General features: G+C 37.8%; 13 protein-coding genes. 3 read left to right on the forward strand and 10 right to left on the reverse strand.

Annotation, left to right across the window (positions count from 1 at the left end; genetic code table 11):
- Positions 1–7: 7 nt before the first annotated feature.
- The 8 genes from MKX57_RS23455 to MKX57_RS23490 all read right to left on the reverse strand — a co-directional run bounded on the left by MKX57_RS23455 (position 8) and on the right by MKX57_RS23490 (position 8,828).
- Positions 8–883 (reverse strand): branched-chain amino acid ABC transporter permease, encoded by an 876-nt coding sequence (locus tag MKX57_RS23455; RefSeq protein WP_012296114.1) that lies wholly within the window; start codon positions 881–883, stop codon positions 8–10.
- Positions 884–1,030: 147 nt separating this feature from the next.
- A complete protein-coding gene (locus tag MKX57_RS23460) occupies positions 1,031–2,251 on the reverse strand; it encodes an ABC transporter substrate-binding protein (RefSeq protein ID WP_089986410.1) in 1,221 nt (406 codons plus the stop codon).
- Between the two features lie 354 nt (positions 2,252–2,605).
- On the reverse strand, positions 2,606–3,208 hold the full coding sequence (locus tag MKX57_RS23465; RefSeq protein WP_107922756.1) for a methyltransferase: 603 nt from the start codon (positions 3,206–3,208) through the stop codon (positions 2,606–2,608).
- Positions 3,209–3,295: 87 nt separating this feature from the next.
- On the reverse strand, positions 3,296–5,080 hold the full coding sequence (locus tag MKX57_RS23470; protein WP_342550652.1) for a CotH kinase family protein: 1,785 nt from the start codon (positions 5,078–5,080) through the stop codon (positions 3,296–3,298).
- 42 nt (positions 5,081–5,122) lie between these two features.
- The gene (locus MKX57_RS23475; RefSeq protein ID WP_031416746.1) at positions 5,123–5,806 is read right to left on the reverse strand and encodes a DUF4956 domain-containing protein; all 684 of its coding nucleotides are present in this window, start codon (positions 5,804–5,806) and stop codon (positions 5,123–5,125) included.
- Between the two features lie 17 nt (positions 5,807–5,823).
- Positions 5,824–6,525: a polyphosphate polymerase domain-containing protein gene (locus MKX57_RS23480; RefSeq protein ID WP_089986413.1), complete on the reverse strand. Its 702-nt coding sequence runs from the start codon at positions 6,523–6,525 to the stop codon at positions 5,824–5,826.
- 214 nt (positions 6,526–6,739) lie between these two features.
- The gene (locus tag MKX57_RS23485) at positions 6,740–8,158 is read right to left on the reverse strand and encodes a HAMP domain-containing sensor histidine kinase (protein ID WP_090002648.1); all 1,419 of its coding nucleotides are present in this window, start codon (positions 8,156–8,158) and stop codon (positions 6,740–6,742) included.
- A complete protein-coding gene (locus MKX57_RS23490; RefSeq protein ID WP_090002649.1) occupies positions 8,142–8,828 on the reverse strand; it encodes a response regulator transcription factor in 687 nt (228 codons plus the stop codon). The genes MKX57_RS23485 and MKX57_RS23490 overlap by 17 nt, the downstream gene beginning before the upstream one ends.
- A gap of 216 nt (positions 8,829–9,044) precedes the next feature.
- Here MKX57_RS23490 and MKX57_RS23495 point away from each other — a divergent pair, with 216 nt between their 5' ends.
- Complete coding sequence (locus MKX57_RS23495) at positions 9,045–9,380, forward strand: heme oxygenase (RefSeq protein ID WP_036121712.1); 336 nt, start codon at positions 9,045–9,047, stop codon at positions 9,378–9,380.
- Positions 9,381–9,525: 145 nt separating this feature from the next.
- On the opposite strand, the gene MKX57_RS23500 is transcribed toward MKX57_RS23495, so the two are convergent.
- Positions 9,526–10,548, reverse strand: coding sequence for a YeiH family protein (locus MKX57_RS23500; protein WP_342551142.1), 1,023 nt, complete (start codon positions 10,546–10,548; stop codon positions 9,526–9,528).
- A gap of 113 nt (positions 10,549–10,661) precedes the next feature.
- Here MKX57_RS23500 and MKX57_RS23505 point away from each other — a divergent pair, with 113 nt between their 5' ends.
- Complete coding sequence (locus MKX57_RS23505; RefSeq protein ID WP_089986417.1) at positions 10,662–11,543, forward strand: LysR family transcriptional regulator; 882 nt, start codon at positions 10,662–10,664, stop codon at positions 11,541–11,543.
- Positions 11,544–11,559: 16 nt separating this feature from the next.
- Here MKX57_RS23505 and MKX57_RS23510 read toward each other — a convergent pair whose 3' ends face one another.
- The gene (locus MKX57_RS23510) at positions 11,560–12,477 is read right to left on the reverse strand and encodes a LysR family transcriptional regulator (protein WP_008180625.1); all 918 of its coding nucleotides are present in this window, start codon (positions 12,475–12,477) and stop codon (positions 11,560–11,562) included.
- 121 nt (positions 12,478–12,598) lie between these two features.
- Between MKX57_RS23510 and MKX57_RS23515 the strand changes: the two genes are divergently transcribed.
- Complete coding sequence (locus MKX57_RS23515; protein ID WP_008180626.1) at positions 12,599–13,789, forward strand: coenzyme F420-0:L-glutamate ligase; 1,191 nt, start codon at positions 12,599–12,601, stop codon at positions 13,787–13,789.
- The last annotated feature ends 182 nt before the right edge of the window (positions 13,790–13,971 follow it).

Raw genomic sequence — 13,971 nt, forward strand, 5'->3', positions numbered from 1 at the left:
CGCTCACCTACACTTTCTCACGGGCATTTTTACCAAAGATACCCGATGGTCTGAATATTAAAATCAAAATTAAAATAACGAATGCCGCTGCATCTCTCCATAAAGAGAAGCCAAGAGCACTTACTAAAGATTCTACAACGCCTAGTAACATACCACCGACCATAGCGCCAGGAATAATCCCAATCCCACCAAGAACAGCTGCGATAAACGCTTTAACTCCTGGTATAACACCCATTAACGGGTCAATTTTCGTATAATACACACCGAAGATAACACCGGCTGCACCAGCTAAAGCCGAACCAATTGCAAATGTTGCAGAGATTGTATTATCAACGTTAATCCCCATTAAACGTGCTGCATCCGCATCATGAGAAACGGCACGCATGGCTTTCCCGATTTTTGTTTTATGTACGATGAATTGTAAAAGAATCATCAGTACAACAGCGACTGATAAAATTAAAATAGAGGTACTACTAATTTGTACGCCTAAAATATCAAAAGACTTATTTTTGAACACTTCAGGATACGCTGCCGGTTGAGCCCCTCTGAAGAAAATCGTTGTATATTCAATTAATAACGATACGCCGATCGCTGTAATTAATGCCGCAATACGTGTTGCATTTCGTAATCGTTTATAGGCGATCCGTTCAATTAAAACACCAAAAATTGCGCAAATGAGCATCGCCAATAATAATGCTGGGAAAAAGCCAAGCTCCCATTTAGCAATTGCGTAAAAGCCGATAAATGAACCAATCATGAAAACGTCACCATGGGCAAAGTTAATCAGCTTGATAATACCGTATACCATCGTATACCCTAGCGCTATTAACGCGTAGATACTTCCTAGTGAAATACCATTCACAAGTTGCTGTATCCATTCCATACGCATTCACTCCTTTGAATTTTCTGAAAAATGAGAAATTTGTACATGCATCGATACTAAAAAGTTATGTTTTATGCTGCTATTCTAGTTATCTAAAACAGAAAAAAGGAAGGCGTGTTTACCCGCCTCCCCCTTGCTTACAAAACATTAAGGATTAACTTTAGAGTTGAACACTTGTTTACCGTCTTTAAATTCAAGAACTGTTGCTGTTTTAATTGGGTTATGGTTTTCGTCAACTGAGAAAGTACCTGTTACTAAAGAAAGATCTTTTGTTGCAGCTAATTCATTTTTAATAGCTTCCCCATCTGTAGAACCTGCACGTTTAATGGCATCAGCAATGTAGTAAATAGAGTCATATCCAAGTGCGTTGAACGCATCAGGTGCCTTATCACCATTTGCCGCTTTAAATGCCTTTACAAAGTCTTGAATTTTTGGGTCTGGATCTTCTGCAGAATAGTGGTTAGTAATATACGTATTATTTAATGCATCCTTGCCCGCTAGATCCACTAAAGTTGGTGAATCCCAACCATCAGCCCCCATTAAAGGTACATCAATACCCATTTCACGGGCTTGTTTAACAATTAAACCAACCTCTTCATAGTATCCAGGGATAAAGATAAAGTCTGGATTCGATGCTTTAATATTTGTTAATTGTGTACGGAAGTCTGTATCCTTGGCTACATAAGCTTCTTCCTTCACAATTTTTCCACCACTTTTAGTAATCGTTTCTTTAAAGGACTTTGCTAAACCTTTTGCATAATCAGATGCGTTGTCAGCAAAAATAGCTACGTTTTTTGCACTTAGCTCACCTGAAGCGAAGTTAGCTGCCACAATCCCTTGGAATGGGTCAATAAAGCATGTACGGAATGCATACTCGTTAACGCTGCCATCCTCATTTACCGTAATATTTGGGGCAGTCCCAGAACCAGTAACAATCGGGATTTTATTTTGATTGGCAATTTGAACCGTTGCTACTGTATTTCCTGAAGTTGCAGGAGCTAGCATTGCTACTACTTTATCTTGCGTTGCTAGTTTAATAGCTGCAGCTGTAGCCTCAGAGTTTTCGGATTTATTATCTACTTTAATCAGTTCAATCTTCTTACCATCAATACCACCAGCATCATTTATCTCTTTTACAGCCAATTCTGCGCCCAGACCGATTGAAGAACCATAAGATGCTACATTCCCTGAAAGCTCTAGGTTTGCACCAATTTTAATTGTATCGCCATCAGATGAACCACCGCCTGATGATGGGCCACCACCTGAACTTGAATCGTCTCCGTTACCACAACCAGCAAGTACACCAGCAAGTAAAGAAGATGCTACTAATAGTGAACCGAACTTCTTAAGCTTTTTACTCTCTTTCATAATTAGATTCCCCCTGAAGATTTCTAAAATATTAGATATTTCTGATAATTATAAACAAATAAATTCATTTCCTCAATAGCAAAAATAATTATTTATAACTACCTAAAAACGACAGAACAATATTATTCATTTATGACTTTTACATTGTAAAACATTCTTTATATTTAGTCTAGAGTGATTTTTCAGTATAATTAGTTATTTAAGAATTATCTTTCAATTCTTTTATAGTGTAGTACAAAACTATCATATGCAATTATTTTTTTAAGATAAGGTTTTGGCTGTCCTTCATTTTTATTAAATTATTTCCCTGAAAATAAGTGTAGAAAAGAGAAAAAAGCATGGAGACGATTGCCCCTATGCTTTCTTTAATTCGAACACACAAAGGCGTTCATTCATATTAGTTTCATTTTCTAAATGCACTTCATGGAGCAATTCAAATGGTGTCCCCTGATGTAAAAACTGTAAATAATCATAGGGAGGATAGTATAAAATTATATGAATATCTCGCATGTTTTGCTCATAGGATTGCCAAATGTTCTGAATAACTGTGCGGAAAATATGAATGGAAAAGGGATTAAAAAAGAAAAACACATTATCACGCGGCTTTATTTCATATGCCTCTGCTATCGTATGAATAAATGTAATAGGTGCATGTGAACGCTTTTTTTGAAGATAGCTTCGTTTATTTTCTTCTGCCTCAGCATAAAATCCAGCATCCATCTCTATTCCGATCGTTGGAATATGAAATTGATGATGAACATAAATGGGTACCCTTCCCTTTCCACAGCCCATATCAATAAACACAGGGTCGTTAGGCATCTCATAGATAGCAAATAATTGTTCAAGCCCATTATAAGGGGTTGGTTCATAACGGTGATAGTGGGCAAGCTTTGGGAAACCATATTGTTCTCCCACGGTCTTAATATGCAAATATTTATCAAACTGTTGTTCATTCATATGAAAGGACTCCTAAGAACAGAATGCTTTATTTTAGCACGAGAAAAAGCAAAAACCATACCCAAAAGTTTGGATATGGTCATTTTTTTATCGGCCTCTACGCTTAAATCTATAAACAAAGAGAAGTGAAAGAAGTAATAACACGAAGGATGCAATGATAGTAATCACTGTAGTCTTATCAATTGTAGCGGCTGGATCGGCGATTTCATTATTAGCACCAGGCATACCCATTGGCGCTCCGTTTTCATCCGGGCGCTGCATAGGCCCACCATTTTGACCTTCTCCCCCCATTGGTCCATTGCCTTCTTTGTTAAACGTAGGACCTTGTGATGGATCAAAATCCTCTGGTAGCTGACTCGGATCACTATTATCAGGCATCCCTTTCATTTCTCCATCTTCATTTGGAACCGGCATCGTATTATCTTGAGCAGTTATCGATGCCTCCACAACAAGCTCCCCAGAGAGCTGTTTTAAAATAGATTCAGAGCGCTGCTTTGCAAACTCAGGTAAACTATTCTCACCTTCAACTGCCTCTAAAAACTGTTCCGTCGTAGAAAATTTAGTTGGATCCGCTTCGACATAGGTTGTTAAAAGCACCGCTAATTTTTTTGTCCTGGATTGTACATAATCCTCTGTTAAATAATTCGTCGTTAACTCTTCTAAATAACCTTCATATTGAGCGCGATATTTCTCATTAGTAAGTAAGGCTTTTAGTAGTGGCCGTTCCTCCAAAGTTGTACCAGAGACAGGAGTAGTCACACTAAAATTAATAGCACTTTCGGCCATTAGGTTTCCTGACATGCCCATATCCATGTTAAACTGGCCATTCTGTTGTTGCCTATCGACACCCGCTTGATCCGTTTGTCCATTGTTCTCCATTGGTGAACTTTTTGAATTAGAAGCATCCACTGGCTTTTGACGATCTTCTCTACCCATTCCCATTCTACCGCCACCTGCTCCAAAGCCACCAAAGGACATATTGTAATCCCAAGGGATAATTGAAAAATTGCCATTCTGTTCGTATAAATAATAGTTATGCTTCATATTCCCTTGATAACTATCTAAATTTACAAGTGCCGTATTGACGGCGAAATAACGTAGCATTTCATCGACATCCAAATATTTTTCAATGTCTCCACCATTATTAATTGCATCCAGCATTTCCACAAATTTGGATTGATTAATATTATCTTTATTTGTTTTTAATCCAATACCTGTATAATCCGTCATATCGTCACTTATATATTTTAAATCACTGCCTGTCCCATCTGGCTTAAATAAAAAGCCATTATTGGAGCCATAGTTATTAGCTAGGAACGTTTCATCCACTGCTTCTACGCCTAAAAACAAACCCCGCTCCTCACCATTTACTGTGACATACATATAGGAATGTGCTGGCGTTGGTAAGCCCATTTGCTCCATTAATTCATAGGATATATACTCTCGCATTAATGTAGAGTCACTATAATTATTATTTAAATTTAACTTTTTCAAGCCATATAAGCTTTGAGTATCATCATAATAATCAAAATCAATTTTTAAGCTATAACGATCTGAGTCACTGTTGATGACGGATCGTAACGTTAAGTTTCCTTTAGTGCGTATAGCCACATTCTCAATTTTCTTGCCGTTTACTGTAATATCCGCCTGTTTTAACTCTTCATCTGCCGCATTTTCCAGCATGTCAGCCCAATCTTCCTCGGCTATCTCAATATCCACTGTAGTAACTTTGTTTTTATTAAAAACTATATTCTCATAAGAGAAATTGGTATTCTTAGTTTCAATGCCTACATTCGGAAGTACAGCATATATCACGACAAAGAGAAGGAGAAGAATTGCCATGCACAGGTAGACAATTCGGGTTTTAATCATCACTGACACCTCGCTTTGGAATCCTTTTTGTGAACGCAGTCATTATGCTGTAAAGTTCCCGTCATAGCTTAGCATAATGGCAGATTTTACACCCGGCACTTTTGTAAGCAGATCCATTAGTTTAGCATCGTTTTGTTTGACGCGAATTTCATACGTAGTTTCCATCTCCTCATTGTTCATAATCGACTTCGATTTGAGGGCGAATTTTTTTGTTTGTGCAGCTATAATTCGCTCCACCTCTTGAGATGCTAGCTCTTCCTCAAACTTTACAATTAATAAATAAGGATTTTCTACTGTGATTTTATTGACAAATACTAACAGCACAAGACCAATTAACACAGCTCCAATAATGACTAAAGGAATAAACCCTGCCCCACATAAAATACCTGAAACAATGGCCCAGAAAATGTAAACTAAATCCATAGGATCCTTAATAGGCGTTCGGAAACGCACAATGGATAATGCACCAACCATACCAAGAGATAGAAGAACATTCGAACTGATCCCCATAATCACGAGTGCTGTCGCCATTGTCATAATGAGCAATGCAATATTGAATGAATGAGAGTAAATCACTCCATTAAAGGTTTTCTTATAAACTGCGTAAATGAAAAGTCCAATGAAAAATGCTACGACCAAACCAATAATTGAATCGATTAATGAAAAAGATGTTGTTTTTTCTAAAAAATTAGATTTAAAAATATCACTAAATTTAATTGTATCCATCGTTCGTTCTCCTTTTATTAGCCATACATACGACTAAGTTGATATTTTGAATATGCCTCGGCACGTGTATCTACAGACTGAAGTAAATATTTGATGATGTCCGGTAAATAGTCATCGTATTTCACCTCTAAAATCACTAGGTTTTGCTCTAGTACATCCACCATGGGTAAGCTTGGATTAAACATATCTGTATTGCGTAAGCTGGATTGCACCTTACTATCAAAAGTTACTCGCACATTACCAAATGGGTAAATATACGCCTCTCGCTCATAATCTACTACTGTTGTTGGTCTAAGCTGGCTGTAACTCATCTCTTGATATAAGTCCCTAATCAGTCCTCGCTCATCCACCTCCATCCATGAAATATCTCCAAGGCGCATTTTTTCATATTCAGCTTGAGATATTGCACACTTCGTTTTAAAGGTTAAATTATTCCGTTTACTCTTACGCTCAAGATTGATAATGGCACTAGATTTACCGTATATTCGTACGCGGTATTTATCTCGATTAATATAGCCTTCCTTTTTCTCATTGAGCACTTTATTCGCAAAATTGTCGAAGTACGTACTCCGAATTAAATATTTCCCCTCCGCCCCCGCATGCATGTCCAGCTGCATAATATACTGTAGCTTTGCTTTTAATAACGCATAGTCTGGATAGGAAATCGCCTGTTTAATTTCTTGACGACCATTTGGATTAAATGAGGTTACTATAGGCATTTACATCACACTCCCTACTAAATTTCATTGTCGTATAGCGGCTGAAGCCCAACGATAGCAAAAGCATCTTTTTGCTCGTTTCTCGTCTACACTGTTTACTATAAAGAGCGTTTGTGTCAGGCAGATGTCAACTTTCCATTTTCTTCACTGATATTTTACAAATCATTTCTGGCCTGTTGTTTCCATGAAGCCCATTAAAAAAGCTACCACGCCTTTACGACGTAGTAGCTTTTTGCAATAGTAATTCAAAAGAAGTTCCTGTGGCGTGACTTTCGATTAATTTTAAGTCACCACCAATAGATTGTGCCATCATTTTACTAAGAGGTAATCCAAGACCTAACCCTCGAATGGCATATTTTTTATTCTCTCCTCTATAAAAACGCTCAAATACAAATGCCTGATCCTCTACAGGAATACCTCGCCCTGTATCCGTTACAATAATTGAGACCGTATCCCCTTGCTCTTTAAGTGTTAGCGTTACAGATCCTATATCCATCGACTGTTTCGCATTGGTTAATAAGTTGGTCATAATTTGCTGAATACGGACAATATCAACATGTACATGGATGGCAGGATCAACTAAGTGCAAGTTTACATGAACACTGTCATCTTCCTGCATTACTTCCCACTGTGCGACCGCCTCCCGCAGAAGCTGATTGACGTTTACAGGCTCAAGCTTCACCGGAATCGCATCTACTGCAAAGTGGTTAAAAGCAAGTAAATCACCAACCATTGTTTTCATTTTTGTCGTTTCGACCACAGCCATATCAATAAATTCCATTGCATCTTGTCCTGTTACAACGCCATCCTTTACAGCTTGTAATAGCCCACTTATAGAAGTGACGGGTGTTTTCAGTTCATGGGTGACGCCTGCCAATAATTCTGTTCTGGTTTTCTCCAGTTGTTCAAGTTTTTGAGCCATATTTTCAAAGGAAGTTACAAGCTCATATACCTCTTTTTCCTTACTATCCTGAGGTAAATCGACTGAATAGCTACCCTCCTGCACTTGTTTTGCTGCTGCTGCTACTTGTTTGATGGGACGTGCTAAACGTTTGGATAAAAAATAGATAGCAACCCAGCCTAATAAAGCCAACGCCCCAATCAAAATGGCAAGCTGACCATAGGCTTGATTCACTCTTGTTAAATTTTCTTTCTTCTCCACTACTAACACCCAGCCAATTAGCTCCTGACTATTTTCTATTTTTCTTTTGACCACATATTGAACGGGCTCTAATCCTATCGTTAATTCCTTTGTACCTTCTTCACCATCTAACATACTCACTACATTTTTAGCACTACCTGGTGGTACAGGGCGGTTACTTGTTATGATATTGCCCTTTGTATCGACTACATACAGGATAGGATCAATTTCTCTCATAGTAAAACGTTCCCGATCCCTAATGAAACCAGGAATACCGTTAAACGGCCCATTACTGAGTCCCGAATTATCGGTTAAACGATAGACCGTCTCATCCGCTAAAAACTCCATCATCTCTAGTCGATTTTCAAACGTCGTATGGCGAATCCAAGCTGCCGAAATCAAGGAAATTATAGCTAAACCTATAAATAGTGTAAGTAAGTAACGGCTTGTCCAATATTGAAGTAAAGATATTCTTTTATTTCTTTTGAACACTCAGCTGATACCCCAATCCACGTAGTGTCTTTATTTCGCCCTCTGCTTCATCCCAATCCATCAATGCTTTACGAAGCCGTTTCACTGCTAAGTCTACCGCTCGATCACTTCCGTCATACTCCCAGCCCCAAACATGATCAATGAGCTGATCACGCGTAAATGTTTGGTTCGGATGGTCAGCTAAAAATAAAAACACCGATAAATCTCTAGGCGTTAATAGTATTTCCTTCCCTCCTAGAAACACTCTATGTGCCTTCCTATCAATTTCGAGAGAACCGTAACGCTTTAAAGAGGATGAATCGGTGCTTCCTTCAGCCCGTCTTAAAACGGCCTTCACTCTCGCAACAACTTCATCTGCAATAAAGGGCTTTGCAATATAATCGTCTGCCCCTTGGTCAAATCCTTCTAAACGGTAATTCACCTCACCTAAAGCGGTCAACATTATAATGGGACAAGCACTGAATTCTCTAATTTCCTTTAAAATAATCCAGCCATTTTTCTCAGGCAGCATAATATCTAGTAACACTAAATCTGGTTGGGTCTCAATAAATTTATCTAAAGCCTCACCACCACTAAAGCATTGTGTTACATCATAGCCGACCTTTTTCAAATAAACGTTTAACACCTGGCTAATTGCATATTCGTCTTCTATTACTAATATTTGCGCCATTTTTGTTCACCTCGCGACTAACTAGCTCTTATGTTTATTATAGCACTGGATTATGTCAGTTAAATGTCAGCGTATAAGCAGAAGTATACTTACGATGAGAATATATTGAGGACTTCTATTGACAATGTCTTCTTAAGCCACTTATCATTGATTGCGAATGATAATCAGTGATAATTCATTCAAAAACCTAGTAAATGAAAATAAGGGGGGAAAAGCATGATCATTGTTACAAATCGTATTCAAGTGAAGCCAGGTTTTGCAGCAAGAATGGCTCCAAACTTTACAAAACCAGGTCCTCTACAACAATTTGAAGGCTTCCATAAAGTAGAGGTATTAATTTCAACGGATGATCCTACTTATGACGAAATGAGTGTTAATATGTATTGGGAATCCAAGGAGCATTTCCAAGCATGGCGTAATAGCGATGCATTTGCTGCAGCCCATCACCGTCCAAGTTCAGGCTCTGAAGGGGAAAAAACGGATAGCCCAATTATCGGTAGCAAAATAGTAGTTGCTGAATTAGCAACTTCCATCGAAGCTTTACGTTCATAAACACACTAAATATTTATACATGATCTTCTGATTCTATCTAAAAAGCCCTGCATGTTGGCATACAATGCAGGGTCTTTTTCATTAAGGTAGTTTGTACAACATCTTTTTATAAATGATTAGTCCTAATACAGGGAAATATTTTTCATCATCGTGCTAAAAAAATAACAAGAAAATAGCCTAACACGGATAGACAAACTGAACCAATTAAACCAGCAACAAACGCCCTTACTCCAAGCTCCTTAAACGTTTTAATCTCAACATTTAATCCAAGACCTGCCATCGCCATAGCAATTAAAATGTAAGCAATATTTACAAGGGCTTGCGCCACATTAGCCGGTATAATACCTAATGAATTAATCGCACTCATTGCTAAGAAACCTACTATAAACCACGGTATGATTGACAATGAAAATGCTTTTTTCTCTTCCCCTTTAGCCGTTTTTCGATAGAAAATACCGATTATAAGGGCTACTGGAACAAGCAGTGCGACACGCGTTAACTTTACAATGACCGCTATATCAATGGCTTCATCTCCACCTGCGGATGCCGCGGCAATAACATGAGCAATTTCATGTAAGGTACCACCTGCGAAAATGCCATACTCTGTTGGTGTTAAGTTCATTACAGCATAAAGTACTGTATAAACAAGTGTAAATACTGTACCTAATAATGCAACAATGGCTGCCCCCACAGCAGTTTCCTTTTCATTTGCTTTAATTTGAGGTGCAATTGCCACGACAGCTGCAGCTCCACAAATGGCGGTTCCACAAGCCGTTAGTATCCCTAGCTTTTGATCTACGTGGAAAATTTTTGTTAGACCATATACTACAATTAATGCAAATAATAAATTAATGACGGCAATCAAAAAAACATTAGCGCCAGCGTGATAAATATCAGCTAAATTTAAACGCATCCCCAATAAAATAATACCGAATCGTAATAGCTTCTTACTGGAAAATGAAATTCCCACTTGCCAGGAATCCTGCACTTTAAATGCTGCGCGCCAAGCCATCCCTAATATAATAGCAATGACCAATTGCCCTAATATTGAAAAGAAAGGAAAAGTAGCAATATATTTTGCAACTAAGGCTATCAAGAGTGTTAGTAATATTCCCTTTAGAAAGTTTGGATGAAGTGCGTATTTTCCTTTGTTCTGTCCATTAACCATGATGTTCACTTCTTTCTCCTTTGTTGATTACTACTTTATAAAAAAGCTCATGATTAGTAAAATACATATATATAATTGTTATTATTAATATTTCTAATTACAGGGGTGTAAAGATGCAATATGAGGCTTTAAAAACGTTCATCACACTGGTAGAGGTCAATAATTTTACAAAGGCCTCAGAAATACTTCATATTTCACAGCCGAGTGTCAGCCTACACATTAAGAACCTTGAGCAGGAATTACAAACTACTTTATTTATTCGTTCGCCAAAATCTGTACAAATTACACCAACTGGTGAAATTCTCTATAAACGGGCTAAGCAGATTATGGCGATAACTGAGGCAGCTAAGGATGACATTGCAGCCTATCATCAAGAAGTACAAGGGACACTTGTCATAGGTGCTAGTTTTACCATTGGAGAATATATATTGCCTCCCATTATCGCTAGCTTGCAACAACGCTTCCCACAACTTGAGCTTCAAATTATTATTGGTAATACGAAAGAAATCATTCAATATACAAAATTATTGCAAGTTGATATTGGCCTGATAGAAGGACAAGCCCACGACAATGAACTTTTGATTAAGCCATTTATGCAGGATGAGTTATTTATTGTCAGTGCAAGTAATCATCCATTGACAAAGCAATTGCCTATTACTGCGGACAAGCTTCAACAGCAAAGCTGGGTTGCGCGTGAGGAAGGCTCCGGCACACGTTATTATTTAGATCATTTATTTAGAGCTAATGGTTTACTGGTCCAATCACTGTTAACCATTAGCAGTAATCAGGGCGTTAAAGAAAGCGTTATGCAAGGACTTGGGCTTTCCCTACTGTCTGCGTGTGTCATTGAGCGTGAGTTGAAAAATGGTGATATGGCGATTCTCTCCCTTGAAGGACAGCATTTTATGCGGACATTTTCTTATCTTTGTTCGCCAACTATGAAAAATAAGCGGAATGTCGATATTTTAATTGAAGCATTATCAAAAAAAGCTTAGCTGACTTTTCCCGTCGCTAAGCTTTTTTGATGGTTCTTCTAGTATTAAAACGTTTATGTTCAATGATTTCGACAAATTTGGTCGCCGCTCGAGAAAGGGGTACGGTCTTTAAAAAGCACATACCTATACTCCTTGGCGGAATTTTCCCATTTAAAGATAATTCGTATAGAAGTCCTCGGTGGAGATAATCCTTTGAAAACTCCTTTGTAACACATGCGATTCCTAAATTACTACGGGCAAATTCTAATACAAGATCATGTGAACCTAACTCAAACTCAGGTTCAATATGGACCCCATTGGATAATAAGAAATCCTCTACGTATTTGCGGGAATTGGATTTTTTCTCCAGGAAAATAAGCGGGAATTTTAACAGGTCCTCATAGCTTAAACTTTTAGAAGCCAGTGTCTTATATTTCTCCCCACAGACAAAAATATCTTGAATATCCGTACATACCGTTAACTGTAATGTCGAATCCTCTATAGGAAAATTACAAAAACCGATATCCACCTCACCTGATTTAATAAAATTACAAATTTCTGAGGTAGTACCATTTAGCATTTCCAACTTAATATTCGGATACATCGTATGAAATGCCTCTAAATAAGGCATAAGGAAAAAACGTGAAATCGTATCTCCTACGCCAATCTTTAGTTGCCCAGTTGTTAAATTTTTAAATTCTAATAACTTTTCTTCACCCGCATCTAACAGTCCTAAAGCCGAATTTGTATATTCAAATAGCAGACTGCCCTCTGTTGTCAAAGTGACCCCCTTAGGCGTCCGATTAAAAAGACGTGTACCCAGCTCCTTTTCCAGTTGCATCATCGCTTGACTAACAGCAGGTTGAGTCATATATAAATCCTTGGCGGCTCTTGAAAAGCTATTATTTTTAGCTACAACACTAAAAACACGGTATAAATCTAATTTCCCTATCATATAAGCACCTCTTATAGCTAGTATATGAACTATTAATTTTACTTATATCATGAGTGAGGCGTATAGTAAAACCATATGGATTTTACATCACTTTACGAAAGTTAAATGAGGAGAGATTAAGTTGGAACGTGTAATCGGTACAGTTGTAAGAGGTCTTCGTGGTCCTATTATTAACGAAGGCGATCATATTGAACAAATCGTTTTAGATACGGTGTTAAATGCTGCGAAAGTAGAAGGTTACGCTATTGAAGATCGAGATATTGTGACCGTAACTGAGTCAGTTGTAGCACGTGCACAAGGGAACTACGCAACAATTGATGATATCGCTGTGGATGTGGCCGCGAAATTTGGCAATGATACTGTAGGAGTTATTTTCCCTATTTTAAGTCGAAATCGTTTTGCTAACTGTTTACGTGGTATTGCTAAGGGCGTTAAAAAGGTTGTCTTAATGCTAAGCTATCCATCTGATGAAGTTGGTAATCATCTTGTCGATATCGATGAGTTAGATGTAAAAGGCATTAATCCTTGGACAGATACATTAAATGAAGTGGAATTTCGCGAGCATTTTGGCTATAAAAAGCATACATTTACTGGTGTAGATTATATTGAATACTATAAAGAATTAATTGAAGCAGAAGGGGCTACATGTGAGGTCATCTTCTCCAATAACCCAAAAACAATTTTAGATTATACAAAGAGTGTTCTAGCATGTGATATTCACTCACGTTTCCGCACAAAGCGCATTTTAACAGCAAACGGTGCTGAAAAAGTTTACAGCCTTGATAATATTTTAGCTGAATCCATCAATGGTTCTGGTTTCAATGCTGAATATGGACTACTTGGCTCTAACAAAGCTACAGAAGATAGTATTAAGTTGTTCCCACATACTTGCCAGCCAATTGTTGACGGTATCCAAGCTAAAATCAAAGAAGCTACAGGAAAAACTGTAGAAGTTATGATTTACGGAGATGGTGCATTCAAAGATCCTGTGGGTAAGATTTGGGAGTTAGCAGATCCTGTTGTTTCTCCAGCATTCACAGCCGGATTAAACGGAACTCCTAACGAGGTTAAATTAAAATATTTAGCAGACAATGACTTTGCTGATCTTCGAGGAGAAGAGTTAAAAGCTGCTATTTCTGAATACATTCAAAATAAAGATGAAGATTTAACAGGTCAAATGGCTGCACAAGGAACAACACCGCGCCGCTTAACTGACCTTATCGGCTCTCTATCTGATTTAACATCAGGTTCAGGGGACAAAGGAACTCCTATGATTTATATTCAAGGATATTTCGATAATTACACTAAATAATATAAAAGAACTCTCGTACTAGTGACGGGAGTTCTTTTTTGGATGGAGGATGACAGGAATCGAACCTGTAATCCCTAGATGAAAGGGATATGCAGCCTAGCAACTTCCTCATATATACTATGGTTGATTTATTCTATAAAGTATTACATTTTTCTCAGTCCTTTTCATAAATGAGTGTAATT

The organism is Lysinibacillus sp. FSL M8-0216 (assembly GCF_038595555.1).
Lineage (GTDB): Bacteria > Bacillota > Bacilli > Bacillales_A > Planococcaceae > Lysinibacillus > Lysinibacillus fusiformis.

Bases quoted from the DNA above. Each gene is read 5' to 3' on its own strand.
- MKX57_RS23495 (WP_036121712.1), top strand. From the start codon at position 9,045: ATGATCATTGTTACAAATCGTATTCAAGTGAAGCCAGGTTTTGCAGCA.
- MKX57_RS23465 (WP_107922756.1), bottom strand. From the start codon at position 3,208: ATGAATGAACAACAGTTTGATAAATATTTGCATATTAAGACCGTGGGA.
- MKX57_RS23455 (WP_012296114.1), bottom strand. From the start codon at position 883: ATGGAATGGATACAGCAACTTGTGAATGGTATTTCACTAGGAAGTATC.
- MKX57_RS23480 (WP_089986413.1), bottom strand. From the start codon at position 6,525: ATGCCTATAGTAACCTCATTTAATCCAAATGGTCGTCAAGAAATTAAA.
- MKX57_RS23460 (WP_089986410.1), bottom strand. From the start codon at position 2,251: ATGAAAGAGAGTAAAAAGCTTAAGAAGTTCGGTTCACTATTAGTAGCA.
- MKX57_RS23475 (WP_031416746.1), bottom strand. From the start codon at position 5,806: ATGGATACAATTAAATTTAGTGATATTTTTAAATCTAATTTTTTAGAA.
- MKX57_RS23490 (WP_090002649.1), bottom strand. From the start codon at position 8,828: ATGGCGCAAATATTAGTAATAGAAGACGAATATGCAATTAGCCAGGTG.
- MKX57_RS23500 (WP_342551142.1), bottom strand. From the start codon at position 10,548: ATGGTTAATGGACAGAACAAAGGAAAATACGCACTTCATCCAAACTTT.
- MKX57_RS23470 (WP_342550652.1), bottom strand. From the start codon at position 5,080: ATGATTAAAACCCGAATTGTCTACCTGTGCATGGCAATTCTTCTCCTT.
- MKX57_RS23510 (WP_008180625.1), bottom strand. From the start codon at position 12,477: ATGATAGGGAAATTAGATTTATACCGTGTTTTTAGTGTTGTAGCTAAA.
- MKX57_RS23505 (WP_089986417.1), top strand. From the start codon at position 10,662: ATGCAATATGAGGCTTTAAAAACGTTCATCACACTGGTAGAGGTCAAT.